The sequence below is a fragment of the Nonomuraea sp. NPDC049269 genome (genome assembly GCF_043197155.1).
Lineage (GTDB): Bacteria > Actinomycetota > Actinomycetes > Streptosporangiales > Streptosporangiaceae > Nonomuraea.
Window position 1 is genome coordinate 364,268 of sequence record NZ_JBICSO010000008.1, and the last position, 23,824, is coordinate 388,091.

A 23,824-nucleotide genomic window follows, 5' to 3' on the forward strand; every position below is an offset into this window, starting at 1 on the left:
GGTGACAAAGCATATGGCTACCCACAAAAAGTAACCATCGGGGTCATCCATATGAGAACCATCGTCATCTCCGGCGGCACGGACGGTATCGGCCGGGCCCTGGCCCTGCACTACCTGCGTGCCGGTGAGACCGTCGTCATCATCGGCCGTAGCGCCGCCAAAGCGGACGCGATCCGTGCCGAAGCCGCAACGGCCGCCGGGCGGCTGCGTTTCCTGCGGGCCGATCTGGCGCTGGCGCGCGAGAGCGAACGCGTCGCCGCCGAGATCGCCGCCGAATTCCCGCGCGTGGACGGGCTGATCATGTGCGCGGCGTACGTCAGCACCCGCCGTCACGAGACGGCCGAAGGCGTCGAGCACACCTTCGCGCTGTTCTACCTGAGCCGCTACATCCTCACGCACGGCCTGGCCGATCGGTTGCGGGCCGCGCCACGACCCATCGTGGTGAACGTCTCTGTGCCGGGAGCGCCCCGGGACGCGATCCAGTGGGACGATCTCGGGCTGCGGTCGGGGTTCACCTCGCTCAAGGCGAACCGGCAGGCCAGGCGGGCCAACGAACTCATCGCGACGTGCTTTCCCGAGCTCACGTACGTCCTGTACAACCCGGGGTACGTCGAGACCAGCTTCGCGGGGGACTTCAACCGGCCGACCAGGGCGATCATGGGTCTGCTGGGAAAGCTGGCCGCCACTCCGCCCGCCAAGGCGATCGCCCCCATCGTCGACCTGGTCGACCAGCCGCCCGCCGCACCGGTGAGCGCCTTCAAGGGCCGCAAGGAGATTACCGGGCCGGTCGATCCGGCCGACGCGCCGAAGCTGCGCGAGGCTACCGCCCGGCTGCTCGCCGACCTCGGGATCCCGTCGAGCTCCTGATCAAGGCTCCAGCAGGCGACGCGGGCCCGGGCCCTGCTGGGCGAGGGCGTCGCCGGGATTGACCAGTGCGCACTGCTCGAACGACAGGCACCCGCACCCGATGCACTCCGTGAACCGGTCGCGCATCCGTTCCATCCGCTCGATGCGCGCGTTGATCTCCTCGCTCCAGCACTCGGACGCCCGGATCCAGAACTCCCGCGTCGGCGGGACGCCCTCCGGCAGCAGGTCCAGCACACCGCCGATCACCGACAGCGGTATGCCGACGCTCTGGGACGCCCGGATGAACGCCACCCGCCGCAGCGTGGTGCGGTGATAGCGACGCTGGTTGCCGGTGGTCCGGCGGCTGTCGATGAGCCCCTGCCGCTCGTAGAAGCGCAGCGCGGACGCGGGCACGCCGCTGCGCTCGGACAGCTCACCGATGGTCAGTTCCTGGGCGATCGCTTCGGGCACGCTCCGAGCCTAGCCCGTACTTGAACATTGGTTCAGGTACGGGCTTTAGGCCTGGGCCGTGGGGCGGACGACGATGTCCCCGACGTCGACGCCGTCCGGCTGCTCGATGGCGAAGGCGACGGCGCGGGCCACCGCGTCCGGTGAGATGGCGATCGTGCTCATCGTGTCGAGGATCTGGGCCTTCACCTCCGGGCTCATGCGCTCGGCGAAGTCCGTTTTGATGACGCCCGGCGAGACGACGGTCACGCGCAGGCTGTCGCCGGCCTCCTGGCGCAGGCCCTCGGAGACGGCGCGTACGGCGTTCTTCGTCCCGGCGTACACCGACTGGAGCGGAACGATGCGCAGGCCCGAGGTGGAAAGGATGTTGACGAAGTGCCCGAAACCCTGCTCCCGGAAGACGGGCAGGGCCGCGGCGATGCCGTACAGGACGCCTTTGAAGTTGACGTCGATCATCTCCTCCCAGTCCTCGACGCGGAGGTCGTCCAGGCGGGAGATCAGACCGATCCCGGCATTGCTGATGAGCACGTCGATCTTGCCGAAGCGATCACGGGCCAGTCCGACGAGGCCGGCCAGGTCCTCGCGTCGCTTCACGTCCGTACGGGCCCAGGCTGCCGCACCGCCGGCCTTTTCGATGCGGGCGGCCAGCGCCTCAAGGCGCTCCGTACGGCGTGCCCCGAGGACGACTTTCGCGCCGCGTTCGGCGAGCAGCAGCGCGATCGCCTCGCCGATGCCGCTGCTGGCGCCCGTGATCGCTACGACCTTGCCTTCGATACCCGAGCCTTCGATACCCGACATGATTGGCAGTCCTTCCAGAGAGTGCTCTACAGTGAAAGTGGAGGCGCCGCCACTTCGTCCCACCCTAAGTGGCGGCGCCTCCACTTAGCAAATGGAGAGGGGAGAGCCGCTGATGGCCCGCGACGCAGAACGTCCGCTGAGGGCTGACGCGCAGCGCAACCGGGACAAGATCCTGAGCGCGGCGGTGCGTGTGTTCACCGAAGAGGGGCTGGACGCGCACTTCGAGCGCATCGCCAAGGAAGCGGGTGTGGGCACCGGCACGCTCTACCGCAACTTCCCGACCCGGGAGATCCTGATCGAGGCGGCCTACCGCAACGAGGTGGCCCGGTTGTGCGACGCCGTCCCCGAGCTCCTGGCGACCCTGCCGCCACGTGCGGCGCTACGCGCGTGGACGCGCCGCTTCATCGACTACGCCACCGCCAAGCTGGGCATGGCCGACGCCCTGCGAGCCGTCGTCGCCTCGGGAACCAACCCCTACGCCCGCAGCCGCGAGCTGATTGGGGCCGCCCTCTCCTCGCTCATGGACGCCTGCGCGGCCGCCGGCGAGATCCGGTCCGACATCAGCGCGACCGATATGTTCGCCGCGCTCGCCGGCATCGCCCTCACCTCGGCCGAGCCCGAGCAGCGTGAGCAGGCCGAACGCCTCCTCGACCTCACCCTGGACGGGCTGATGCGGCGCCCCGAAAGCTGATGGCCGGACGCTGGGAGCCTCCGGCCGTGGCTGGAACGACTCCTAGTTCCGGCGGATCATGGTGAGTCCGTCGGCGATCGGCAGGATGACCACGGTGACCCGGGGGTCCTCCCGCACCAGGTCGTTGAACTCACGCATCCCCACGGTCCCCGGATCCGACTCGGCCGGGTCGGCCACCCGCCCGCTCCACAGCGTGTTGTCCACCATGAGCAGGCCGCCCGGCCGCAGCCGGTCGATCAGCAGCTCGTAGTACGCCGGGTAGTTCCCCTTGTCGGCGTCGAGGAAGGCCAGGTCGATGGGCTGGTGGAAGGCGGCGAGCGTCTCCAGCGCCGGGCCCAGGGTGAGGGTGACGCGGTCGCCCACACCGGCCTTCTCCCAGTAGCGGCGGGCGATGGAGGTCCACTCGTCGCTGACGTCGAAGCAGTGCAGCGTGCCGCCGGACAGGCCCCTGGCGATGGACAGCGACGAGTATCCGGTGAACGTGCCCACCTCCACCACCACCTCCGGGGCGGTGAGCTGCGTGATCATCGTGAGGAACACGCCCTGGTCGGCTGTGATCTGCATGCCCGCGCTGTCACCCGTCGCCGCGAGCGTCTCGGCGATCAGTTGCTCCAGCAGGGGGTCGGGCCGGCTGGAGTGGTCCACGATGTAGCGGGCCACGGTGGGGTCGAGAAATTCAGATTTCATGATTGTTATTCCCAACGGGCATCGGAGCGGCTCAGGACGGTCGGCAGGCCGCAATGCGGAAATACATAATCCCCCATGTTTAAAGACATAAAACGTCCGATAAGTCAAACGGGTACCCTTACGGGGTGGGTGAAACGGTGACCTCGGCGAGGGGCCTAGGGGCAACCGGGAAGGCTGCTCCGCGCGGGCGTATCGCCAAACGAGAAGCGATCATGACCGCTGCAATGAGGGTGTTCGTCCGGGACGGTTACTCGGGTGCGAGCATCGAAACCATCGCCGCTGAAGCGGCGGTATCCAAACAGACCATCTACAACCATCTGGGCGACAAGCAGTGCTTGTTCGAGTCCCTGATCGACGAGAACTTCGATCGGGTCAATGCCCAGCAATTCGCCATGATCGAGACTTTTCCCGATCGTCCGGCGAACCTCATGGCGGAGCTCACGACGTTCGCCGGTGATCTCATGCGTGGCTGTCTCATGGACGAGCGGGCGCGAGCTCTGCGCACACTCGTCCAGGCAGAGGGATCCCGGCGTCCCGAGATCGCCAGGCAGTGGCGGTTACGTGGTCAGGACCAGCTCGCGGGGTCCCTGGCCGCCAGGTTCGCCCGGCTGGCGCTGGCCGGAAAGCTCTCCCTGGCCGATCCCGACCAGGCGGCGCGCGACTTCCTGGCGTTGATCACCTATGACGCCCAGGTCGGCTGGACCATCGGTGACGTGACGATGCGGGACGACGAACTCGACGCCTCCATCGCCGCCGGGGTCCGCACGTTCATGCGCGCGTACGGCAACGGGAACGGCAACCACCATCACAACGGCAACGGCAACGGCAACGGCAACGGCTCGCCCGGAGGCTGAACGACGTCCGCCCGCCCTCTTCGGGTAAGGTCTCGGCGATCAATGAGCTAAGGGCGGGCAAAATGAACAAGAGGTTGGCGGCCGTCGTGGCCGCGGGCGTGGCGCTCGTCGTGCTGCTGACTGTCGTGGCGTTCTCCGAGCCAGGCAGTTCGTCGGCGCAGGGAGTGCGGCTGACCCGGCAACCCGACGGTTCCATGGTGCTCGCGGACAGGGGCGGCGACGCCCCTGTGCTCGACCTGTACGAGGACTTCGACTGCCCCGTCTGCAAGGAGCTGCACACCAGGGTCAACGCGACGATCGAGCGGCTGGCCAAGGAGGGCAAGGTCAAGGTCGTCTTCCATCCGGTGACGGTCTTCGAGGACGAGCCCATGCGGTCCAACTCCGTCCGCGCCGCCGCCGCTGCCCGCTGCGTACCGGAGGAGAGCTGGCTGGCGTTCAGGGACGAGCTGTACGCCATGCAGCCCTCGCCGCACGGGATGGCGTCGGGGTTCAAGGTCCAGGACCTGGCCGAGGCGGCCAGGAAGGTCGGCGCGTCCGTCGACCAGTGCGTGACCTCGCAGTCGTACGCCGACGAGCACCTGCGGGAGAGCGCGAAGATAAAGATCGACGGGACGCCGACCCTGCTCCTCGACGGCGAGCAGCTGGGCAACGAGGCTTTTGACCCGGCCTCCCTGGAGCGGGCCATCACCGGAGGCACAGGCGTCACCGTCTGAAACAACGGCCCCAGAAACGTCCCAAAGGTTGAGACCGGTGTGCCGACCAGTGGATAGGTGTGGCAGACTCGCAAGCACCATGTTCTACGGTCTGCTCATTATCAGCAGGCGCGCTGGCTGACAAAGGGACACCGCCAGCGCGCAGACCTCTCACGTCCGTGAGGGGTCTTTTTGTTTTCCAGGGAGACGACACCATGGCCGACGACCGCTTTCACGTGTATGACACGACGCTGCGTGACGGCGCACAGCAGGAGGGCCTCACCCTCACCGTCGCCGACAAACTCGCCGTCGCGCGACAGCTGGACGGCCTGGGCGTCGGCTTCATCGAAGGGGGCTGGCCAGGAGCCAACCCCAAGGACACAGAGTTCTTCAGGCGCGCTCAAACAGAGCTCGACCTGAAGCACGCGCAACTCGCCGCGTTCGGTGCGACCCGCCGAGCAGGTGTGAAGGCAGCCGACGACCCGTTGGTGGCCGCCTTGCGCGAATCCGGCGCGCCGGTCGTGACCCTTGTCGCCAAGAGCCACGACCGGCACGTGGAGCTGGCCCTCCGCACGACTCTCCAGGAGAACCTCGCGATGATCCGCGACACGGTCTCCCACCTTCGTGCGGGGGGACAGCGAGTCTTCCTCGACGCCGAGCACTTCTTCGACGGTTACAAGTCCAACCCAGCCTACGCGCTGGAGGTCCTGCGCACCGCTGCCGAGGCGGGCGCCGACGTCATCGCCCTGTGCGACACCAACGGCGGCATGCTCCCCGACGAGCTGGCCGACATCGTCCACGCCGCCGTCCAGACCAGCGCCCGCGTCGGCATCCACTGCCACGACGACACCGGCTGCGCGGTCGCCAACACGCTCGCCGCCGTCAAGGCCGGCGCCACGCACGTGCAGGGCTGCGCCAACGGGTACGGCGAGCGGTCCGGCAACGCCAACCTGTTCACCGTGGTCGCGAACCTCCAGCTCAAGCGGGGCTTCGACCTGGTGCCGCAGGAGTCGCTGGCCGACATGACGCGCATCGCCCACGCGATCACCGAGGTCACCAACGTCACGCCCAACTCCCACGCGCCCTACGTCGGCATGTCGGCGTTCGCGCACAAGGCCGGGCTGCACGCCAGCGCCATCAAGGTCGACCCGAACCTCTACCAGCACATCGACCCCGCCCAGGTCGGCAACGACATGCGCATGCTGGTCTCCGACATGGCCGGCCGCGCCTCGGTCGAGCTCAAGGGCCGCGAGCTGGGCTACGAACTCACCCCCGAGGCCACCAAGACGCTGGTCGACCGGGTCAAGGACCTGGAGTCGAAGGGCTTCACGTTCGAGGCCGCCGACGCCTCCTTCGAGCTGCTGCTGCGCGACACCGTCCACGGCGAGCGCACGCGCCACTTCGAGGTCGAGTCGTGGCGGGTGATCGTCGAGCGGGCCAAGGGCGGCGAGCTGGTCAGCGAGGCCACGGTCAAGCTGCACGCCAAGGGCGAGCGCATCGTCGCCACCGGCGAGGGCAACGGCCCGGTCAACGCCCTCGACCGGGCGGTACGCCTGGCGCTGGAGAAGCTCTACCCCGAGCTGGCCCGGCTGGAGCTCATCGACTACAAGGTGCGCATACTCGAAGGCACCCACGGCACCGACGCCATCACCCGCGTGCTCATCACCTCCAGCGACGACACGGCCGAGTGGTCCACGGTCGGCGTCGCCGAGAACATCATCGACGCCTCCTGGCAGGCGCTGGAGCAGGCGGTGACGTACGGCCTGCTCCGCGCGGGCCACGAGGCAGGCTAGAGCAGGCCGGCGGGGAAGGTCAGGCCCTGGACCTTGACCTTCCCTCCCGAGCAGGACACCTTCGGCGAGTCGGTGTCGGGCACGATGACGGTCAGCAGCGACTTGGCCGCAGGGGAGACGACCACGTTCGTCGGCTCCTTCGACAGGTACGTCGGCGACACCCAGCCCAGCTTCCCGCCCCGCTGCACCTTCTGCCCGCCCACCGGCTTGCACCCCGCGAGCTGGACCAGCGTGACCCGGAACTTCCCGTCGCCCAGCACGACCCGGCCGCCGCCGTTGGAGATCACCTTGAGCGACGGGGCGAACCGCCAGAGGTTCGTGACCTTCTTGCCGCCGGACGCGGTGTCGAGCACCGCCATCACGTCCTGGCCGTGGTTCACCAGCACCGATCGGGTACGGCTCGCGCCGTAGGCCTTGTCCGTCAGCCGGAAGGCCTGCCGGTCCTTGCCGTACGACGTCTTGACGAGCTTGCTGGCCGTGCGCGGGCGGAAGCGCGCGCCCACCACGGACGGCACGTTGTGCGCCTCGGGGGAGAGCGTCCAGTAGCGGTAGGAGCTCTTCTCGTAGGAGTTGAAGCCGCCGTCGACCAGGATGTCGCGGCCCTGCGCGTAGTAGGTCACGCCCAGGTGGTCCTCATGGCCGTGGAACTTCAGGCCGGGGCCGAACCTGATCGAGTAGAAGGCGGATTCGGGCTTGCCCCAGTCCGTCCGGCCGTACACGTAGCCGGCCTTGTAGACCTTGACGTTCTCCTTGGGCGTGCCGGTCTCCATCTTGGGCTCGACGACGGCGCTGCCGTCGCCGATCGGCACCATGAAGCCGTTGGGCTGGGTGGAGTGGGCGACGAACGCCTTGAGCGCGTCGGCCCGCCTGGAGATCTCGCCGGGCACCTTGCGGCCGCAGTCCTTGATGTTGGTCATCGCGACCATGAGCCTGCTGTGCACGTAGACGGCGTAGCGCGGCGCCTGCTCCATGAGTGCGCCCTGGGAGTCGACGTCGAGCTTGACCGTGCCGGTCAGCCGCTTGACGGCCAGGCCCGTCCAGTCCTTGCGGCCGTAGCGGCAGCCGATGCCCATGAGCGCGATGTCCTGGTCGATCCCGTGGTTGTGGCCCTTCTTGTAGAGCCGCGAGTCGGACAGGAGCTTGGCGTGCTCGGCCAGCGTCTGCTTCAGCCAGGCCTCCTTCACGTGCATGCTCAGGCAGACCAGCGCCTGGGAGCGGAGCGAGACGGGGTGGTCCTTCCAGGCGTACGACGGGGTGCCGCGGGCGCCGCGCCTGTTGTGGTCGACCCAGTCCTTGGTGATCTCCTTCGCCCGGTCGAGGTAGCGCTCCTCGCCGCTGTTCTCGTACGCGACGACCAGCGTGCCCATCCAGCGCAGCGACTGGAAGACGAACTCCCACGAACGGTTGTGGTACGGGCTCATGGCCCAGTTGACCTTCGTACCGATCTTCACCGGAGGCTGCTCGACCAAGGGCAGCTCACCCCGCATGACCTCGTCCGCCGTGGGCGTGCCGGGCAGCCAGTCGCCCTGGCATTGCGCGGTGCGCTTCACCGACGTGTCGGCGTGCGCTGTGCTCACCAGCCCGCTTGAAACGAGCATGAGAGCAAGGGGGATCGCAAGGCGGCGCACGCCGGTTCCTTCCGGGCCAAAAAGATGGGGGCGGAACATGCTGACCGAATCTCGATCAACTGGTCAAGTTGGGTGCCGTATCGTTAGCCGCTCGATGCGGCTCGGTTTCCGGACCGGTCAATTCACGACATCCTGGACGCATGAGACTCGACGACATCGTGATCCCGGACAGCGCCGTCTGCCGGGGTGCCCTTGAGGTGGCGACCAGGTACCACTCGCCCTCGCTGCTCAACCACTCCGTCCGTGCCTACCTGTGGGCGGCGGCCTACGCGGGGCTGCACGAGATCGCGTTCGACGCCGAACTTCTCTACGTGTCGTCGATGCTGCACGACATCGGGCTGACCGCGGAGTTCGACAGCCACACGGTGCCGTTCGAGGAGGCGGGCGGGCACGTGGCCTGGGCGTTCGCCGCCGGAGCCGGGTGGCCGGTCGAGCGCAGGGTACGGGCCGCCGAGGTGATCATCCGCCACATGTGGGACGAGGTGCCGCTGGCGGAGGACCCCGAGGGGCACCTGCTGGAGCTCTCGACCGGCATGGACATCTCGGGCCGCCGTACCGAGGAGATCCCCCCGGAACTGCGGCAGGAGGTGCTCGCCCGCCACCCTCGGCTGGAGATCGCCAAGGAGTTCGCGGCCTGCGTGACGGACCAGGGCACGCGCAAGCCGTCCAGCCTCGCGGGCCAGTTCGTCCGGGCGGGCATCACGGACCGCATCGCGCGCAACCCGCTGGACGCCTAGCGCCTCAATGGACGACGCGGTGCGAGGCCGGGGCGGGTTCCAGGGTCACGCGGGCCACCGCCGGCACGCGTTCCGCCTCCAGCGCGCTGCGCATGTGCGGGATCGCCACGCCCGCCAGGTGGTCCCTGAGCTCGCTCATCGACGCCTGCTCGTCGGCCACCACGCGCAGCCGTACCATCAGCCGGTTGCCGGAACCCCCCAGGTCGGCCCCGGCGTTCAGCACGGCCGGGCTGGTCGCGACGTCCGCCGCGACCGCGGCGGCCATGCCCTTCGCGGTGACGTCGGTGACGCCCCCGGGACCGGTCTCCATCCGCAGCGAGTCGCGGCTGTCCCGGCGCCCCTGAACGAACAGCCAGCGCAGGCCGAGCAGCGCCACGATCACGGCCACCAGCGCGACGGCCCACCAGATCCACGGGCTCCAGGCCACGAGGAAAAATCGCACGGGAGCGTCCGCGATCGCCGTTCCCGCAGCGTATCGCCCGAACGCCCCCAGGCCACGCGCCAGCGCGCAGCCGCCGAGTACCGCGAGCACGATGCCGGTCAGGGCCAGGCCCCACCGGTTGCCGCGGCTGGTTCTGCGGTTCACTTGCGCTCCCTCACGTTGACCTTCACCTGGTAGGGCTCGACGGGGTTCAGCGCCGCGAGCCTCGACAGCACCATCGCCCGTACGGCCTCACCGAACCGCTCCCGATCCCACCCGGAGGTGGTCGCGGTGACGGAGGCGGTGTGGCCGTGGACCGAGGCGCGGGCCGAGTGCACGCCCGGAACCCCTTCGGCGGCGTGCGCCAGTGCCCTGGCGAAGCTCTTGCGCCGCATGCCGATGATCAGGTCCGCGTCTCCGGTATGTACCGGGACAAATCTTGGTCTTCCGGGCACCAGCGCGGTCGCCACCAGCGCCAGCCCGATCAGCGTGACCAGCGCGGTGCCGAGCAGGAACAGCGGGTCGTTCCACGGAGTCGTCGCCGCCCAGATCAGCAGCCGATCTATGGCCACCCACCGCAGCGGTCGTCCGGCCAGCGCCGAGACCGTCTCGGCGGCGACCACCGCGCCCAGCACGGTGAGCAGCGCGGCCACCACGACGGCGGGCACGGTCCGCCGCGGCCGGAACGCCCGCACCGCCGCACGATCAGCCGCCCGGCCGGAGGCGCCGGTCACTGTGCGGCCGTCTGTCATCCAGCCGCCTTCCCCGGCCAGCGGGGCGTCTGTCGCCTCGTCGGCAAGGCTCGTCACCGGCTTGCCCGCTCGGTCGGCACCGGTACTCATGACGAAACCCCCCGCGTGCCCTCCTGCGGTGCCTCTCGCGAGGTCTCTCGCGGTGCGTCCTGGGATGTCTCTCGCGAAACCTCGCGTGTCGCCTCCGGTGAGGACTCTCGCGGCGCTTGTCCCGGCGTTTCGCGCGGTCCCTCCTGCTGCGCCGCTCGCGAAACCTCGCGTGTCGCCTCCCACGAGGAGCCTTGCGGGGCTTGCCCCGCTGTTTCGCGCGGTTCCTCCCACGTGGCCGTTTGCGGGGACGTGAAGTCGGTCATCGTGAACTCGGTCATCGTGACGTCCACGCGGGACACCCGCAGGCCCGTCAGCGCGGCGACCCTGGCCGCCACGTGGTTCCTGATCTGGCCGGCCACCGCGCGCAGCGGCACCGGGTAGGCCACGGACACGGTCAGCCCGATCTCGACGTCGCCGCCGCGCACCGCGGCGCTCGCCGGGCGCGTCCTGCGCAGCCCGCCGCGCTCGCTCACCTCGCGTACCCCGGCAACTTCACGCGCGGCATGGCCGGCGATCTTGCCCGCCACGCGGTCCGCGACCTCGGTACGGCCACGCCGCTCGGGCGGTACCGGAGCGGGGCGCTGCTCCGGTACCGCCACGACCGCCGTCTCGGACGCGGGCAGATCGGTGGTCATCTGCGCCTCACGGTGAGGTTCGACAGGTTCACCTCGCCGCCCTCCATGATGCGGCCCACCAGGAGACCGACCGCGCCCAGTACGACCACGAGCAGGAAGGCGCCGAGCCCGCCGAATGCTCCGACTATGCCCAGCACCATGCCTACCGACATGCCGATCACGGGCAGCCACGAGATGTTGTTCATGAGGCCTCCTCTTCGGGCACCACGTCGTCGATCCGGATGTTCACCAGTCGGTCGCCGGCCAGGTCGGCCACCGCCCGCCGTACCTCTTCGGCCGTTTCGGGGAGGGGGCGGCCGAGGCGCGCCACGATGGCGATGTTCACCTCGCGGTCGTCCGCGGACACGCCCGTGAGGCGCTCGCCGGGCAGATAGGTCGCCACCGTCTCGATGAGACCACCCGACAGCCCGGCCACTCCCGCACAGGCGACGACCCGCTCGCCGATCAGCCGGACCTCGGTCACCTGGGCGTCATCCGCCTGGGCTTCAGGCGGTTGGGCGCCAGTCGCCTGAGGGCCCGCTGTCCGAGCAGCGGACACCTGAGGGCCGGTCGGCGGAGCGCCGCTCGCCCGGGCACCGGTCATCGGACTCTGGGCTCCCGCTCCGTGCCACCCGTGTCGCCCGTGCCGCTCGTACCGCCGATCTCCTTGGCGGGTGTGTCCCGCATGGGGAGGTGGACGTCGTCGACCCTGATGTTCACCTCGGTGACCTCGAGCCCGCACATGCGCTCGATCGCGTTGATGACGTTCCTGCGCACGGCCGCGGCCAGTTCGGGGATCGCGATGCCGTACTCGGCGACCAGGTCGAGGTCCGCGGCGGCCTGCCGTTCGCCCACCTCTACCGAGACGCCCTGGGCGAAGCTCTTGTCGGCGCCGACCATGCCGCGCATGGTGCTGAACGCTCTCGCGGCTCCGGCTCCCATGTCGTAGACGCCCGGCACCTCGCGTGCCGCGAGTCCGGCGATCTTCGCTACGACCGCGTCGTCGATGGTGGTGGTGCCCTTGTCGGTCACCAGCGAGCCGGCCGGGCTGTCCTCCATCGTCCTGGCCCGCGGTACGGTGCCCTGCTGATTGACTACCGTGTCAGCCACGGTCCGTCACCTCCCGCACTCGATGTGCTCTTAAGGCCCCCGTAACCTCCAGCCGACTGACGATGCGTGGCAAAACGGACTTTAGGTACGTTTGTGACCGATTTATTAGGCGGGCAGAGCGCGGGACGGCGGCGATAGCCTTGTCAGGTGCGTATAGCGAGGTTCTCCACAGGCGAAGGCGTGTCGTTCGGCGTGGTCGAGGGTGGGCCAGGTGAGGAGTTCGTGTCCGCGATCTCCGGCCACCCGTTCGGGGACGTTCAGTTCACCGGCGAGCGCTTCCCGCTGTCCCAAGTCCGGCTGCTGGCCCCGATGCTGCCCAGCAAAGTGGTGGCCATCGGCAGAAACTACGCCGAGCACGCCCGCGAGCTGGGCAACGAGGTCCCCGACGAGCCGCTCATCTTCATCAAGCCGTCCACCTCTGTGATCGGCCACGGCGAGCCGATCGCCTACCCGACGACGCTGTCCCACCGCGTCGACTACGAAGGCGAGCTGGCCGTGGTGATCGGCAGGCTCTGCCGCGAGGTGCCGGTCGAGCGGGCCAAGGACGTCATCTTCGGCTACACCTGCGCCAACGACGTCACCGCCCGCGACCTGCAGAAGAAGGACGTCCAGTTCACCAGGGCCAAGGGCTTCGACACCTTCTGCCCGCTCGGGCCGTGGATCCAGACCGACCTCGACCCCTCCGACCTGGCGCTCACGACGACGGTCAACGGAGAGGTGCGGCAGAGCGGCCGCACCAACCAGCTCATCCACGACATCCCCGCGCTGGTCGCCTACGTCAGCGCGGTCATGACGCTGATCCCCGGCGACGTGATCCTCACCGGCACCCCGGCGGGCGTCGGCCCGGTCGAGGTCGGTGACGAGGTCAGCGTCGGCATCGAAGGCATCGGCACTCTGACGAACAAGGTGGTCTCCCGTGACTGATCTACGGGTGCGTTTCGCCCCGTCGCCTACCGGTATGTTCCACGTCGGCGGCGCCCGCACGGCGCTGTTCAACTGGGCGCTGGCCGAGCAGTCCGGCGGCCGCTTCGTGCTCCGCGTCGAGGACACCGACGCGACGCGCAACCGCCCCGAGTGGACCGAGGGCATCATCTCGGCGCTCGACTGGATCGGCATCAACGGCACCAACCCGGTGTTCGAGGGCCCCTACTTCCAGTCGGCCTACGAGCCGCAGCACCGCGAGGCCGTGGCCAAGCTGCTCGCCGACGGCAAGGCCTACTTCTGCGACTGCACCCGCGAGGCGCTCGTCGCCCGCACCGGCTCCGAGCACAAGGGCTATGACGGTTTCTGCCGTGACCGGGGTCTGACCGAGGGCGCCGTCCGTTTCCGTACCTCCGACGAGGGTGTCACCGTCGTCGAGGACGTCATCAGGGGCCGGGTGGAGTTCCCCAACGACGCCCAGGAGGACTTCGTCATCGCCCGCACCGACGGCTCGCCGCTCTACGTGCTGGCCAACGCGGTCGACGACATCACCCAGGGCATCACCCACGTGGTCCGCGGTGAGGAGCACCTGGGCAACGCGGCCAAGCAGCAGCTCCTGTGGCCCGCGCTCGGCGCCAACCCGCCGGTCTGGGCGCACCTGCCGGTGATCGTCAACGAGCAGCGCAAGAAGCTGTCCAAGCGCCGCGACAAGGTGGCGCTGGAGGACTACCGCGCCGACGGCTACCTGGCCGAGGCCATGGTCAACTACCTCATGCTGCTCGGCTGGGGGCCCGGCGACGACCGCGAGATCATGCCGTGGGCGGAGATGGTGCCGCTGTTCAAGCTGGCGGATGTCAACTCCGCCAGCGCCTTCTTCGACGAGAAGAAGCTGCGGGCCTTCAACGGCGAGTACATCCGCGCCCTGCCCGTCGAGACCTTCGAGGAGCGCTGCTCTCCCTACCTCGAGGACGACTGGGACCGGGAGATGTTCAGCAAGGTCGCGGCGCTCGCGCAGACCCGCATCGCCGTGCTGGCCGAGATCAGGCAGAACGTCGACTTCCTCTTCCTGGACGAGCCCGTGTTCGACGCGGCTTCCTGGGACAAGGCGATGAAGAACTCCCCGGTGGAGATCCTCAGCGGCTACCTGGAGCGGCTGGCGAGCGTCAGCTGGGACCCGGAGTCCCTCAAGGAGGCGCTGGAGCAGGTCGGCGCCGCCCACGGCCTCAAGCTCGGCAAGGCCCAGGCGCCCGTGCGCGTTGCTATTACGGGCCGGACGGTGGGTCTGCCGCTGTTCGAGTCGATCGAGGTGCTGGGCCGCGAGCGGACCGAGGAGCGGATCCGCGCCGCACTGACCCGGCTCCAGGGCTGACCGCCGCCGCGCTCAGGGGTACGACGGCGTCCGTCGCACCCCTGAGCCGTCGTGCGAGCGTCAGAGCAGGCCGCGGCGCTCCAGGAGCGGTTGGATGCTCGGCTCGCGACCGCGGAAGTTGCGGAAGGCGGTCAGCGAGTCGAGGCTCCCGCCCTTGGACAGCAGCTCGCGGCGGAAGTGGTCGCCGTTCGCCCGCTCCAGCCCGCCGTTCTCCTTGAACCACTCGACGCTCTCGGCGTCGAGCACCTCGCTCCAGATGTAGGAGTAGTAGCCGGCGCTGTAGCCCCCCGCGAAGATGTGCGCGAAGTAGTTGGTCCGGTAGCGCGGCCGGACCGTCGGGAGGGCGATCCCGGCCGTCTCCAGGGCCGCGGACTCGAACGCCTCGGCGTCGGCCACCGCCTCGCCCGCGGCCAGCTTGTGCCAGGCCCAGTCGAGGAGCGTGGCGGCCAGGTATTCGACCGTCATGAAGCCCTGGTTGAACTTCTCCGCGGCCTTCATCTTCTCCACCAGCTCGGCGGGCATCGGCTCGCCCGTCTCGTGGTGCTTGGCGTAGTTGGCCAGGATCTCCGGCCAGGTCGCCCACATCTCGTTGACCTGGGACGGATACTCGACGAAGTCACGCGGCACGCTGGTGCCCGACACGCGGGGGAAGCGCACCTCGGAGAACAATCCGTGCAGCGCGTGCCCGAACTCGTGGAAGGCCGTGTTGACCTCGTCGTACGTCAGCAGCGTCGGCCCGGAGGCCGGTTTGGTGATGTTGAGGTTGTTCATCACCACCGGCTGCTCACCGAACAGGCCCGACTGGTCGACCAGGTTGTTCATCCAGGCGCCGCCGCGCTTGTTGGGCCGGGCGTACGGGTCGAGCAGGAACAGGCCGAGCGCGCCGCCGTCCTCGTTGAACACCTCGTAGACGCGTACGTCCTCGTGGTAGCCCTTCAGATCGGGCCGCTCGGTGAACGTGACGCCGTAGAGCCGGGTCGCCGCGTGGAACACGCCGTCCCGGAAGACGCGCCACAGCTCGAAGTAGGGCCGCATCGCCGCGGCGTCGAAGTCGTAGCGGGCCTGGCGCACCTTCTCCGAGTAGTAGGACCAGTCCCACGGCTCGATCGCGAACCCGGCCTGCTCGGCGAGCGCCTCCGCCTCCTTCTTGGCGTTGCGTACGGCCGGCCCGACGAGCTGCCCCAGCATGGCCTCGACCGCCTCCACGGTCTTGGCCGTCTGGTCGGCGACCGTGTAGGCGGCGTGGCTGGGGAAGCCCAGCAGCGCGGCCCGCTCGGCCCGCAGCGTCGCCATCCTGATCGCCAGCTCGAAGTTGCGCGGCGCCCGCTCCACGCTCAGCGTGTAGAGCCTGCGGCGCACGTCACGGTCGGTGAGCTGGGCCAGCCCCGGCTGGTTGGTGTAGTTGAGCAGCGGCAGGACGTAGCGCCCGTCCTTCTCCAGCGACTGGATCGTGGCCTCGTCGAAGCCGTCGAGGTCCTTGGCGTCGTCGACGACCAGCGCGGACTCGCTCAGCGCCTTCAGCAGGTTCTGGGCGAACTCGGTGGACAGCCGGGACAGCTCCTCGTTGAGCCGCCTGAGCTCGCCCTGCTCGGCCTCCGACAGGTCGGCGCCGGCCCTGACGAAGTCCTCGCGGTATTTCTCCAGCAGCCACGACTCCTCGGGGTCGTCGGTGGCCACCTGCTTGATGCGGGCCCAGAGCGCGCGGTTGAGCCGGATGGCGTCACTGTGCTTGGCCAGCGCGGGCGAGATCTGCTTCTCCAGCTCCAGGACGCCGTCGGTGGAGTTGGAGGACACGATGCTGAAGAAGGCCGTGGACACGCGCTCCAGGACGCGTCCGGAACGCTCCAGCGCGGCGATCGTGTTGTCGAAGGTGGGCGACTCGGTGCTGTCCGCGATCGCTTCCACCTCGGCCAGCCCCTCCGCCATCCCGCGCTCGAACGCCGGGAGGTAGTGCTCCTCGCGGATCTCCTCGAAAGGCGGCAGTTGGTACGGCAGGTTGCTGGGGGCGAAGAAGGGGTTCTCTGGCAACGCTTGGGCTCCTCCACGTGGTGCTTTGTCCCCCTCAGCTTGGCACGATCGGACCCCTCCCGCCCCCCGGAGGAAGACGGTTCGGCAATCGTTTTGGTCTTGCACCCCAACTGGGCTATTCTTTCGGACGTCGCCTTAACGCGCCCCACGGGGTTCGGGCCGGTGGGGTATGGTGTAATTGGCAGCACGACTGATTCTGGTTCAGTTAGTCTAGGTTCGAGTCCTGGTACCCCAGCGTTCAACGGATGTCTCGCAGAGACATCCGTTTTTTGCTTATGGATGAGTTCCGGATCCGGCGGGGATCGTTCCCCGCCTTCGTGGCCCCGCTCCTGATGCCCCTCGTGCTCTTCTTCCCGGTGTGCCTGCTGCTCGGCGCCATCCTGACGGGCAGTTCGATCGCCGGAGTGCTGATCGGCCTCCTCGGCGTCGGCGCGCTCGTCGGCGTGCTGGCGGTCAAGCACCGCCGGATGGTGGCGGGCACCGTCGTACGTTTCTCCCCGCAGGGCGTGGAGCTGGCGGACGCCTACGGCTTCCGCCTCCGGCTGGAGTGGGCCCGGATGGAGCGGATTGACGTCGTGGAGAGCCGGATGGCCAGTCCCCGTACGATCGGGCGCCTCGGCGGCGTCCGGGTGCGTGCCGGCGCTCTGCGGTCCGCCGGGCTGATCGGCTGGGGCACCCGAGAGGTGCCGCCGCGCGTGCCCCGCTGGATGCGGGCGCAGCTCGCCGGGGTGCCCGTCGATCCGCGGACCGGCCTCCAGCGGCTCGGCATCCCGCTCGGCGCCATCGACCCGCTCTGGGAACGCGGCCCGATGGGCGACTGGGTGCGCCGCCATAGGCCCGATCTGCTGGCCTGATAGTGGTTTGGAGGTGCTCCTAGGGTGCGGTAGAGTTACCTGCGTTGCCGGGGGAACCCGGCACGATCGCTTGTGGACAGGGTCCCGTCGTCTAGTGGCCCAGGACGCCGCCCTCTCAAGGCGGTAGCGCCGGTTCGAATCCGGTCGGGACTACCACTGTCACACAAGCTCACGAAGGTCCCGTCGTCTAGTGGCCCAGGACGCCGCCCTCTCAAGGCGGTAGCGCCGGTTCGAATCCGGTCGGGACTACATTTGTTCACCGCTCTCGGTCGCGCATAGCGCCGAGGGCTTTTTTTATTGGCCCCACCGGGAAGCACGCGAATGGCGCCGCTCCAGCTGCTGGAGCGGCGCCATTCGTACGACTGCCTAGGAGTTGGAGCGGGCCTTGAACAGCGCCCGCCGCGCCGCCTTGGCGACCTGCTTGTCGGGGTGGACCTGCGAGATCAGGTCGAGCAGCTCCTCGACGTGCGCGTGCGGGATCTTCCAGATCACCTCGAGCAGGTTGTTGAGCAGCTCGGGCCCGATGTCCCGCAGGCTGCCGACGAACTCCGACCTGCCGAGCCCGGCCGAGATCGTCCACATGTCGAGGATCAGCCAGTGGGTGTCGTCCTGCGTCGGCTCCGGCGCGTCCGGCACCTCAAGCTGGCTCAGGTGCGTGGCCGCGTACGGGCGCAGCGACGACTGCTTCAGGGCTTCCTGCCAGGCGGGGATGGCCGCCTCGCCGAGCGTGCCGACCACGCTGGCCGCCTGCACCCGGATGAGCGCGTCGGACTCGTCCTGGGCGGCGGCCTCCAGCAGCTCCTCGGCCGCCTTGCCCGGCTCGCGCAGCCGCATCCAGTCGGCGAACTCGGCGTCGGCCTCCTCCTCCGGCAGCTCGGCGCTGAGCGCGAGCAGCTCGTGGGCGCTCATCGAATCGATGGCCGGGCGCGCGTCGACCTCGATGTCGGAGTCGTCGACCAGGTGGACGACGCCCTCGGTGCCGAGCGGCGTGAGGCTGACCGTCCGGCCGCCGACCTCCACCATGCCGTAGCCGGTCAGCCAGGCGATCGCCCCGGCGAGCGGGTCGCCCGCCGCCTCCCAGGCGTCGGCGCCCAGCTCGTCGAGCTCGGCGGCGGCCTCGGACAGCTCCTGGCCGAGCTCGTCGAGGTCGCGGGAGCCGCCCCCGAGGAGCAGCCGGACCAGCACGCCCCGCGTGAGGCCCGCCAGGGCCATGGTGAGGTCCTCGTCGGGCAGTTCGGGGTCGCCGTAGTCGACCGAGTGCAGGCCGAGCATCCAGGCGTCGAGCACGTCCTCGTCGTCGTCGAACGGCCACTCGGACGTGTCGTCCTGGACGCCCACGGTGTTGGCGTCACCCGGCTCCAGGAACTCCAGGTCGACGGCGAGGTTCCAGACGTTCCACAGCTGTGGGACGGCCTCGGCGAGCGAGCCGTCGGTCTCCGGCCTGGGCAGCCCGACGGCGGCCAGCGCCTCGGCCACCTCGTCGTCGGAGAGCAGGGTGTCTTCCCCCACCCGGCGTCCCGAACCCACCCACAGAGCCAGGTCGCGGGCCTGGGCGATCAGCGGCACGGCGCGGGCGGCCGCGGCCAGCTCGGAGTCGGGGCGCAGCCTGATCGTGTCGAGGTCGGCCAGCGCGTCGGCGAACGGCTCGAAGTCGCCCAGGTCGCCGATCTCCTCCTCCTCGTCGTCGTCACCTTCGGCGTCGTCGTCCAGGAGGTCCTCCATCAGCTCGACGAAGTCGTCCTCGACGTCGTCGAGCTCGGCCTGCAGGTCGGAGAGGGAGTCCGAACCCTCGGTGAGCCGTCCGGTCTGGGAGAGGAACGTCAGGTACGCGTCGACGGCGGGGAGCATTCCGTCGGCGGCGGCGTCGGGGTCCTCCACGACCTTGGGCATGCGGTCGAGCAGCAGGTTGCGCAGGTCGGCACGCTTCCACGTGCCGAGATCCTGGGAGAAGGCGAGGCGGTGCCACAGCGCCGCTGGTCCCACGAGCTCGGGGTCGCTCTCGGGCGCGTTGGCACGCGCCCAGATGATGAACTCTTCGAGCAGGGGTCGCAGCTCAGTGGCGGCTACCTCGATGCGATCTGTCACGCACTCAGGCTAGTGCGCCCGCGAGGCACTCGGCTCCCCAAATAAGCGCTTTTGCTGATCATGACGTGCGACGCATGGCCTCGGTGATGCGCTCAGCCGCTGCCATCACGGGCACGGCGTGCAGTCGGCCAGGGGCTCGCGTCAGTCGTTCGATGGGTCCCGAAACCGAGACCGCCGCGATGACCTTGCCGCCGCTGCCCCTTATCGGCGCGGAAACGCTGGCCACTCCTTGCTCGCGCTCGCCGACGCTGTGCGCCCAGCCCCTGCGCCGCACCGACGCCAGCGTGGCCGCGGTGAACTTGGCGCCGCGCAGTCCCCGGTGCAGGCGGTCGGGCTCCTCCCACGCCAGCAGGATCTGGGCGGCGGAACCCGCCGTCATCGGCAACGCCGAGCCCACGGGCACGGTGTCGCGCAACCCGCTGGCCCGTTCGGCCGCGGCGACGCAGACCCGCTCGTCGCCCTGGCGCCGGTAGAGCTGCGCGCTCTCGCCGGTCAGGTCGCGCAGTTGCATCAACACGGGCGCGGCCACCGCGAGCAGCCGGTCCTCGCCCGCCGCCGTGGACAACTCGGAAAGCCGCGGGCCGAGCACGAACCTGCCCTGTGTGTCACGAGTCACGATGCGGTGATGCTCGAGTGCGACGGCGAGCCGGTGGGCCGTAGGTCTGGCCAGGCCGGTGGCCTGGACGAGCTGAGCCAGCGAAGCGGGACCCGCTTCGAGGGCATTGAGTACCAGAACGGCCTTGTCCAGTACGCCGACTCCGCTAGAGTTGTCCATACACCGATACTGCCGTCTCGACATATGAGAAGGCAAGTCGGAATCAACCAGGAGGAGATCATGGCCCGCACATTGGCGGAGAAGGTCTGGGAGCAGCATGTCGTGCGCCGCGCCGACGGCGAACCCGACCTCCTCTACATCGACCTGCACCTCATTCACGAGGTGACCAGCCCGCAGGCGTTCGACGGTCTCCGTCTCGCCGGCCGGCCCGTGCGCAGGCCTGATCTCACCATCGCCACCGAAGACCACAACGTGCCGACCGTGCTCGGCCCGATCACCGACCCGGTGTCCAAGACCCAGGTCGAGACGCTGCGCAAGAACGCCGCCGAGTTCGGGATCCGGCTCTACCCTATGGGTGACGCGGGCCAGGGCGTGGTCCACATCATCGGCCCGCAGTTCGGCCTGACCCAGCCGGGCATGACGATCGTGTGCGGTGACTCCCACACCTCCACGCACGGCGCGTTCGGCGGCATCGCGTTCGGCATCGGCACCTCCGAGGTCGAGCACGTGCTGGCCACCCAGACGCTGCCGGCCTACCGGCCGAAGACGATGGCCATCGAGGTCTCGGGCGAGCTGCCCGTCGGCGTCACGGCCAAGGACCTGATCCTGGCCATCATCGCCAAGATCGGCACTGGCGGCGGCCAGGGTTACATCGTCGAATACCGCGGCGAGGCCATCCGCAAGCTCTCCATGGAGGGCCGGATGACGGTCTGCAACATGTCGATCGAGGCCGGCGCCCGCGCGGGCCTGATCGCGCCCGACGAGACCACGTTCGCCTACCTCAAGGGCCGCCGGCACGCGCCGACCGGCGAGGCGTGGGACCAGGCCGTCGAATACTGGAAGTCGCTGCGCACCGACGACGACGCCGTGTTCGACCAGGTGGTCGAGATCGACGCCACCACGCTCACGCCGTACGTCACCTGGGGCACCAACCCGGGCCAGGGCCTGCCGCTGGACGCGTCCGTGCCCAGCCCCGATGACTTCGCCGACCCGACCGCGCGGTCGGCGGCCGAGCGGGCGCTGGCGTACATGGGTCTCACGGCGGGCACGCCGCTGCGCGAGATCCAGGTCGACACGGTCTTCGTCGGCTCGTGCACCAACGGCCGCATCGAGGACCTGCGCGCCGCCGCCGAGATCCTGCGCGGCCGCCAGGTCACCACCCGCACGCTGATCGTGCCGGGCTCGATGATGGTCAAGGCCCAGGCCGAGCAGGAGGGCCTGCACGAGGTGTTCAGGGCCGCCGGCGCCGAGTGGCGCGAGGCGGGCTGCTCGATGTGCCTCGGCATGAACCCCGACACGCTCCAGCCGGGCGAGCGCAGCGCCTCCACCTCCAACCGCAACTTCGAGGGCCGTCAGGGCAAGGGTGGCCGCACCCACCTGGTGTCGCCGCAGGTCGCCGCCGCGACCGCCGTCACCGGCCATCTGACCGCCCCCGCCGACCTCGTTTAGGAGAGCCTTCCGATGGACGCCTTCACCACCCACACCGGTACGGCGGTGCCGCTGCGCCGCAGCAATGTCGACACCGACCAGATCATCCCGGCCGTCTGGCTCAAGCAGGTCAGCCGGACCGGGTTCGAGAAGGGCCTGTTCGCCGCCTGGCGCGAGGACCCGACGTTCGTGCTCAACGACCCGTCCTACGACGGCGCCTCGATCCTCGTCTCGGGTCCCGACTTCGGCACCGGCTCCTCGCGTGAGCACGCCGTGTGGGCCTTGCAGCAGTACGGCTTCCGCGTCGTGATCGCCGCCAGGTTCGGCGACATCTTCCGCAACAACTCCACCAAGATGGGCCTGCTCCCCGTCATCCTGCCGGGCGAGAAGGTCGAGGCCCTGCAGGCGGCCATCGAGGCCGAGCCGGGGCTGCGGGTGACCGTCGACCTCGCCGATCGCCAGGTCCGCTGGGCCGATGAGGTCGTCGGTTTCGAGATCGACGACTACACCCGCTGGCGCCTCATGGAGGGCCTCGACGACATCGGGCTGACCCTGCGTCATGCCGAGGATGTGGCGGCGTACGAGAATGGTCGGCAGCCATGGCTGCCGACGACCGTCTAGAAGACGACGCACTGGCGCGGCGGCTGCGCGAAGCGCACCGCCGCGTCCGCATGCTGCCCGCCGCCGAAAAGGAACGGCTGGCCCGCCGTTACGTCGCGATCTGCGATCTGGCCAAGCGGGATCCGGAAAGGGCCGCCGCCCGCCTCGAGGCGTTTCTCGCCGCGCTCGACAGCGATTTCGACACGCCACGCGCACCCGAAAACACGCTCGGTGATTGAGTTCCCTCGCGATCCCGCCTACTTTCGAGCGCGTAAGGGGTTTCTACGTAAGATTCATGAGCTGGAACCCCGAGCCGTAACTGGGGGAGCAGAACTTTATGAACAAGCGAGAACTCGTCGATGCCATCGCAGATCGGGTGGGCGACAGGAAAACGGCCACGGAGGCCGTGAACGCGATCATCGACGCCGTCCAGAAGGCGGTCGCCAGCGGGGACAAGGTCTCGATCACCGGCTTCGGCGCTTTCGAGATGGTCCACAAGCCGGCCAGGAGCGCTCGCAATCCGTCAACGGGTGCCGAAATCCGGGTCGCGGAGAGCTGGGGACCCAAGTTCCGTCCGGGCTCGGACTTCAAGGAACTGGTGAACGTCGGCGGCAAGAAGCTCGCGAAGAAGAAGTAGGCAAAGAGGCAGCCGGGCGCCCGGTCCCCTTCGTGGGGCCGGGCGTTTCCTTATGCGGGCAGCGGAAAGGTCGACAGCGTTATGTAGGTGATCTCGTCATCCGTCATCGCGAGGCGGACCCGCTGCCCAGAGCGCAGCAGCCGCAGCGGCCCCGCGTCGAAGGCGGGCGTACCGAACTCCAGCACGGTCCCGTCATCGAGGAAGACCGAGCCGGAACGCGTCACCGGATCGAAACTGCGTACCGTCGCCTGCATGCGGACCAGCGTAAACGGTGCGGGCCGGCGCGGCGAGGGCGTCACGAAGGCGGCCACAAGTCGGCGACCACCGCGGCGGTGTGCCGCCCCAGCCCCAGGGCGATGGCGGCACGCAGGTCGTCGGGGGTGTCCACGTCGCGCCTGACCGAGTCGATGCCCTCCGGGCACAGCTCCTTGGCGCCGCCCGCCAGGTGCTTGGCCCGTGACTCCCCGCCGAAGCGCGGCGTGAACGGGCGGCCCGGCCGTACCCCGTAGAAGGTGGTGCCGACATCGAGCGCGTCGGGCACGAAGGACTGGTCGAACTCCGCGGCGCAGGCCAGCGCGGTGGTCAGCTCCGCCGGGCGCAGCGCGGGCAGGTCGGCCTGCAGGGCGCCGGCCGCGTCGCCGGGCGCGAGCCGCACGGCGTGCGCCGCGCCCGTGCGCAGGGCGGTGTTGAGGCCGCGGTCGGGGTCGTGCACCACCTCGGCGCCCAGCGCGGTCAGCGGCCCGGCGGCGGCAGGGTCGGCGGTCACCACGATTACCCGGGCCACCAGCGGGCAGGAGAGCGCCGCCGCGACGGTGTCGCAGGCGACGGCGACGGCCAGCCGGGTGCGGTGGGGGCCCGTGGCGGCCGCCAGCCGCGTCTTGGCCGCGACCAGCGTCTTCACCGGAATGACCAGTGACCAGCGGATGCTCATAGGGTTAAGCATCGC

The 23,824-nt window shown here is 69.3% G+C and carries 28 protein-coding genes and 3 tRNA genes; 16 read left to right on the forward strand and 15 right to left on the reverse strand.

Annotated elements, in window-relative coordinates; all coding sequences use genetic code 11:
- Positions 1-51 precede the first annotated feature (51 nt).
- The gene (locus ACGFNP_RS41150; protein WP_393328165.1) at positions 52-867 is read left to right on the forward strand and encodes an SDR family NAD(P)-dependent oxidoreductase; all 816 of its coding nucleotides are present in this window, start codon (positions 52-54) and stop codon (positions 865-867) included.
- Here ACGFNP_RS41150 and soxR read toward each other — a convergent pair whose 3' ends face one another.
- The gene (soxR, locus tag ACGFNP_RS41155) at positions 868-1,317 is read right to left on the reverse strand and encodes a redox-sensitive transcriptional activator SoxR (RefSeq protein WP_358323185.1); all 450 of its coding nucleotides are present in this window, start codon (positions 1,315-1,317) and stop codon (positions 868-870) included.
- A gap of 45 nt (positions 1,318-1,362) precedes the next feature.
- Positions 1,363-2,112 (reverse strand): SDR family oxidoreductase, encoded by a 750-nt coding sequence (locus tag ACGFNP_RS41160; RefSeq protein ID WP_358323183.1) that lies wholly within the window; start codon positions 2,110-2,112, stop codon positions 1,363-1,365.
- 112 nt (positions 2,113-2,224) lie between these two features.
- Here ACGFNP_RS41160 and ACGFNP_RS41165 point away from each other — a divergent pair, with 112 nt between their 5' ends.
- Positions 2,225-2,803, forward strand: a complete 579-nt coding sequence (locus tag ACGFNP_RS41165) for a helix-turn-helix domain-containing protein (RefSeq protein WP_358323182.1) — start codon at positions 2,225-2,227, stop codon at positions 2,801-2,803.
- A gap of 42 nt (positions 2,804-2,845) precedes the next feature.
- Here the strand turns inward: ACGFNP_RS41165 and ACGFNP_RS41170 are convergent, their stop codons facing one another.
- Positions 2,846-3,490 (reverse strand): O-methyltransferase, encoded by a 645-nt coding sequence (locus ACGFNP_RS41170; protein ID WP_358323179.1) that lies wholly within the window; start codon positions 3,488-3,490, stop codon positions 2,846-2,848.
- A gap of 212 nt (positions 3,491-3,702) precedes the next feature.
- On the opposite strand from ACGFNP_RS41170, the gene ACGFNP_RS41175 reads away from it, so the two are divergent.
- The 3 genes from ACGFNP_RS41175 to cimA all read left to right on the forward strand — a co-directional run bounded on the left by ACGFNP_RS41175 (position 3,703) and on the right by cimA (position 6,829).
- Positions 3,703-4,344 carry a TetR/AcrR family transcriptional regulator gene (locus tag ACGFNP_RS41175; protein WP_393328169.1) on the forward strand — a complete coding sequence of 214 codons (642 nt, stop codon included), beginning with the start codon at positions 3,703-3,705 and terminating at the stop codon, positions 4,342-4,344.
- A gap of 62 nt (positions 4,345-4,406) precedes the next feature.
- A complete protein-coding gene (locus ACGFNP_RS41180) occupies positions 4,407-5,057 on the forward strand; it encodes a thioredoxin domain-containing protein (RefSeq protein ID WP_358323175.1) in 651 nt (216 codons plus the stop codon).
- A 194-nt stretch (positions 5,058-5,251) separates the two neighbouring features.
- A complete protein-coding gene (gene cimA, locus ACGFNP_RS41185; protein ID WP_358323173.1) occupies positions 5,252-6,829 on the forward strand; it encodes a citramalate synthase in 1,578 nt (525 codons plus the stop codon).
- Here the strand turns inward: cimA and ACGFNP_RS41190 are convergent.
- The gene (locus ACGFNP_RS41190; protein WP_393328172.1) at positions 6,826-8,427 is read right to left on the reverse strand and encodes a heparinase II/III family protein; all 1,602 of its coding nucleotides are present in this window, start codon (positions 8,425-8,427) and stop codon (positions 6,826-6,828) included. The genes cimA and ACGFNP_RS41190 overlap by 4 nt on opposite strands.
- 170 nt (positions 8,428-8,597) lie before the next feature.
- On the opposite strand from ACGFNP_RS41190, the gene ACGFNP_RS41195 reads away from it, so the two are divergent.
- A complete protein-coding gene (locus tag ACGFNP_RS41195) occupies positions 8,598-9,194 on the forward strand; it encodes an HD domain-containing protein (protein WP_393328175.1) in 597 nt (198 codons plus the stop codon).
- A gap of 4 nt (positions 9,195-9,198) precedes the next feature.
- Here ACGFNP_RS41195 and ACGFNP_RS41200 read toward each other — a convergent pair whose 3' ends face one another.
- From ACGFNP_RS41200 to ACGFNP_RS41225, 6 genes are all read right to left on the reverse strand, one after another.
- Positions 9,199-9,780, reverse strand: a complete 582-nt coding sequence (locus tag ACGFNP_RS41200; RefSeq protein WP_393328178.1) for an alkaline shock response membrane anchor protein AmaP — start codon at positions 9,778-9,780, stop codon at positions 9,199-9,201.
- Positions 9,777-10,457 (reverse strand): DUF6286 domain-containing protein, encoded by a 681-nt coding sequence (locus tag ACGFNP_RS41205; RefSeq protein WP_393328181.1) that lies wholly within the window; start codon positions 10,455-10,457, stop codon positions 9,777-9,779. Before ACGFNP_RS41205 ends, ACGFNP_RS41200 begins: the two co-directional genes overlap by 4 nt.
- Positions 10,454-11,092 (reverse strand): Asp23/Gls24 family envelope stress response protein, encoded by a 639-nt coding sequence (locus tag ACGFNP_RS41210; RefSeq protein ID WP_393328184.1) that lies wholly within the window; start codon positions 11,090-11,092, stop codon positions 10,454-10,456. The genes ACGFNP_RS41205 and ACGFNP_RS41210 overlap by 4 nt, the downstream gene beginning before the upstream one ends.
- A complete protein-coding gene (locus tag ACGFNP_RS41215; protein ID WP_358323158.1) occupies positions 11,089-11,277 on the reverse strand; it encodes a hypothetical protein in 189 nt (62 codons plus the stop codon). Before ACGFNP_RS41215 ends, ACGFNP_RS41210 begins: the two co-directional genes overlap by 4 nt.
- Positions 11,274-11,555: a hypothetical protein gene (locus ACGFNP_RS41220; RefSeq protein WP_358323156.1), complete on the reverse strand. Its 282-nt coding sequence runs from the start codon at positions 11,553-11,555 to the stop codon at positions 11,274-11,276. The genes ACGFNP_RS41215 and ACGFNP_RS41220 overlap by 4 nt, the downstream gene beginning before the upstream one ends.
- A gap of 116 nt (positions 11,556-11,671) precedes the next feature.
- Entirely contained in the window at positions 11,672-12,130 is a 459-nt protein-coding gene (locus tag ACGFNP_RS41225) for an Asp23/Gls24 family envelope stress response protein (RefSeq protein ID WP_358323591.1), read from the reverse strand.
- Positions 12,131-12,328: 198 nt separating this feature from the next.
- On the opposite strand from ACGFNP_RS41225, the gene ACGFNP_RS41230 reads away from it, so the two are divergent.
- Together ACGFNP_RS41230 and gltX are read left to right on the forward strand one after the other, a co-directional pair.
- Positions 12,329-13,105 carry a fumarylacetoacetate hydrolase family protein gene (locus ACGFNP_RS41230; RefSeq protein WP_358323154.1) on the forward strand — a complete coding sequence of 259 codons (777 nt, stop codon included), beginning with the start codon at positions 12,329-12,331 and terminating at the stop codon, positions 13,103-13,105.
- On the forward strand, positions 13,098-14,471 hold the full coding sequence (gltX, locus tag ACGFNP_RS41235; RefSeq protein ID WP_358323153.1) for a glutamate--tRNA ligase: 1,374 nt from the start codon (positions 13,098-13,100) through the stop codon (positions 14,469-14,471). The genes ACGFNP_RS41230 and gltX overlap by 8 nt, the downstream gene beginning before the upstream one ends.
- 60 nt (positions 14,472-14,531) lie before the next feature.
- Here the strand turns inward: gltX and ACGFNP_RS41240 are convergent, their stop codons facing one another.
- Positions 14,532-16,499, reverse strand: a complete 1,968-nt coding sequence (locus ACGFNP_RS41240) for a M3 family metallopeptidase (RefSeq protein ID WP_393328188.1) — start codon at positions 16,497-16,499, stop codon at positions 14,532-14,534.
- Positions 16,500-16,662: 163 nt separating this feature from the next.
- On the opposite strand from ACGFNP_RS41240, the gene ACGFNP_RS41245 reads away from it, so the two are divergent.
- From ACGFNP_RS41245 to ACGFNP_RS41260, 4 genes are all read left to right on the forward strand, one after another.
- A tRNA-Gln gene (locus tag ACGFNP_RS41245) sits at positions 16,663-16,734 on the forward strand.
- Between the two features lie 40 nt (positions 16,735-16,774).
- Positions 16,775-17,353, forward strand: a complete 579-nt coding sequence (locus ACGFNP_RS41250; RefSeq protein WP_393328191.1) for a hypothetical protein — start codon at positions 16,775-16,777, stop codon at positions 17,351-17,353.
- 80 nt (positions 17,354-17,433) lie between these two features.
- A tRNA-Glu gene (locus tag ACGFNP_RS41255) sits at positions 17,434-17,509 on the forward strand.
- Positions 17,510-17,529: 20 nt separating this feature from the next.
- Positions 17,530-17,602: transfer RNA gene (locus tag ACGFNP_RS41260), tRNA-Glu, on the forward strand.
- 117 nt (positions 17,603-17,719) lie between these two features.
- Here ACGFNP_RS41260 and ACGFNP_RS41265 read toward each other — a convergent pair.
- Positions 17,720-19,438 carry a hypothetical protein gene (locus ACGFNP_RS41265; protein WP_393328194.1) on the reverse strand — a complete coding sequence of 573 codons (1,719 nt, stop codon included), beginning with the start codon at positions 19,436-19,438 and terminating at the stop codon, positions 17,720-17,722.
- A 58-nt stretch (positions 19,439-19,496) separates the two neighbouring features.
- Positions 19,497-20,213, reverse strand: a complete 717-nt coding sequence (locus tag ACGFNP_RS41270) for an IclR family transcriptional regulator (RefSeq protein WP_214636939.1) — start codon at positions 20,211-20,213, stop codon at positions 19,497-19,499.
- 60 nt (positions 20,214-20,273) lie between these two features.
- Between ACGFNP_RS41270 and leuC the strand changes: the two genes are divergently transcribed.
- The 4 genes from leuC (at position 20,274) to ACGFNP_RS41290 (ending at position 22,878) form a co-directional block, all read left to right on the forward strand.
- Complete coding sequence (gene leuC, locus ACGFNP_RS41275; RefSeq protein WP_393328197.1) at positions 20,274-21,662, forward strand: 3-isopropylmalate dehydratase large subunit; 1,389 nt, start codon at positions 20,274-20,276, stop codon at positions 21,660-21,662.
- 12 nt (positions 21,663-21,674) lie between these two features.
- Positions 21,675-22,262 (forward strand): 3-isopropylmalate dehydratase small subunit, encoded by a 588-nt coding sequence (gene leuD / locus ACGFNP_RS41280; protein ID WP_393328200.1) that lies wholly within the window; start codon positions 21,675-21,677, stop codon positions 22,260-22,262.
- On the forward strand, positions 22,241-22,480 hold the full coding sequence (locus tag ACGFNP_RS41285) for a hypothetical protein (protein ID WP_214636942.1): 240 nt from the start codon (positions 22,241-22,243) through the stop codon (positions 22,478-22,480). Before leuD ends, ACGFNP_RS41285 begins: the two co-directional genes overlap by 22 nt.
- Positions 22,481-22,578: 98 nt before the next feature.
- The gene (locus ACGFNP_RS41290; RefSeq protein ID WP_214636943.1) at positions 22,579-22,878 is read left to right on the forward strand and encodes an HU family DNA-binding protein; all 300 of its coding nucleotides are present in this window, start codon (positions 22,579-22,581) and stop codon (positions 22,876-22,878) included.
- A 50-nt stretch (positions 22,879-22,928) separates the two neighbouring features.
- Here ACGFNP_RS41290 and ACGFNP_RS41295 read toward each other — a convergent pair whose 3' ends face one another.
- Together ACGFNP_RS41295 and cofC are read right to left on the reverse strand one after the other, a co-directional pair.
- Entirely contained in the window at positions 22,929-23,132 is a 204-nt protein-coding gene (locus ACGFNP_RS41295) for a hypothetical protein (protein ID WP_358021370.1), read from the reverse strand.
- A gap of 41 nt (positions 23,133-23,173) precedes the next feature.
- On the reverse strand, positions 23,174-23,809 hold the full coding sequence (gene cofC / locus ACGFNP_RS41300) for a 2-phospho-L-lactate guanylyltransferase (RefSeq protein ID WP_393328204.1): 636 nt from the start codon (positions 23,807-23,809) through the stop codon (positions 23,174-23,176).
- Positions 23,810-23,824: the final 15 nt, after the last annotated feature.

Coding starts and splice junctions, on each gene's coding strand:
- ACGFNP_RS41165 (WP_358323182.1), top strand. CDS start 2,225: ATGGCCCGCGACGCAGAACGTCCGCTGAGGGCTGACGCGCAGCGCAAC.
- ACGFNP_RS41170 (WP_358323179.1), bottom strand. CDS start 3,490: ATGAAATCTGAATTTCTCGACCCCACCGTGGCCCGCTACATCGTGGAC.
- ACGFNP_RS41150 (WP_393328165.1), top strand. CDS start 52: ATGAGAACCATCGTCATCTCCGGCGGCACGGACGGTATCGGCCGGGCC.
- leuC (WP_393328197.1), top strand. CDS start 20,274: ATGGCCCGCACATTGGCGGAGAAGGTCTGGGAGCAGCATGTCGTGCGC.
- ACGFNP_RS41270 (WP_214636939.1), bottom strand. CDS start 20,213: ATGGACAACTCTAGCGGAGTCGGCGTACTGGACAAGGCCGTTCTGGTA.
- ACGFNP_RS41190 (WP_393328172.1), bottom strand. CDS start 8,427: ATGCTCGTTTCAAGCGGGCTGGTGAGCACAGCGCACGCCGACACGTCG.
- ACGFNP_RS41225 (WP_358323591.1), bottom strand. CDS start 12,130: ATGGAGGACAGCCCGGCCGGCTCGCTGGTGACCGACAAGGGCACCACC.
- ACGFNP_RS41160 (WP_358323183.1), bottom strand. CDS start 2,112: ATGTCGGGTATCGAAGGCTCGGGTATCGAAGGCAAGGTCGTAGCGATC.
- ACGFNP_RS41180 (WP_358323175.1), top strand. CDS start 4,407: ATGAACAAGAGGTTGGCGGCCGTCGTGGCCGCGGGCGTGGCGCTCGTC.
- ACGFNP_RS41285 (WP_214636942.1), top strand. CDS start 22,241: ATGGCTGCCGACGACCGTCTAGAAGACGACGCACTGGCGCGGCGGCTG.
- ACGFNP_RS41295 (WP_358021370.1), bottom strand. CDS start 23,132: ATGCAGGCGACGGTACGCAGTTTCGATCCGGTGACGCGTTCCGGCTCG.
- ACGFNP_RS41195 (WP_393328175.1), top strand. CDS start 8,598: ATGAGACTCGACGACATCGTGATCCCGGACAGCGCCGTCTGCCGGGGT.
- ACGFNP_RS41215 (WP_358323158.1), bottom strand. CDS start 11,277: ATGAACAACATCTCGTGGCTGCCCGTGATCGGCATGTCGGTAGGCATG.
- ACGFNP_RS41205 (WP_393328181.1), bottom strand. CDS start 10,457: ATGAGTACCGGTGCCGACCGAGCGGGCAAGCCGGTGACGAGCCTTGCC.
- cimA (WP_358323173.1), top strand. CDS start 5,252: ATGGCCGACGACCGCTTTCACGTGTATGACACGACGCTGCGTGACGGC.
- cofC (WP_393328204.1), bottom strand. CDS start 23,809: ATGAGCATCCGCTGGTCACTGGTCATTCCGGTGAAGACGCTGGTCGCG.
- ACGFNP_RS41290 (WP_214636943.1), top strand. CDS start 22,579: ATGAACAAGCGAGAACTCGTCGATGCCATCGCAGATCGGGTGGGCGAC.
- leuD (WP_393328200.1), top strand. CDS start 21,675: ATGGACGCCTTCACCACCCACACCGGTACGGCGGTGCCGCTGCGCCGC.
- ACGFNP_RS41175 (WP_393328169.1), top strand. CDS start 3,703: ATGACCGCTGCAATGAGGGTGTTCGTCCGGGACGGTTACTCGGGTGCG.
- ACGFNP_RS41210 (WP_393328184.1), bottom strand. CDS start 11,092: ATGACCACCGATCTGCCCGCGTCCGAGACGGCGGTCGTGGCGGTACCG.
- ACGFNP_RS41250 (WP_393328191.1), top strand. CDS start 16,775: ATGGATGAGTTCCGGATCCGGCGGGGATCGTTCCCCGCCTTCGTGGCC.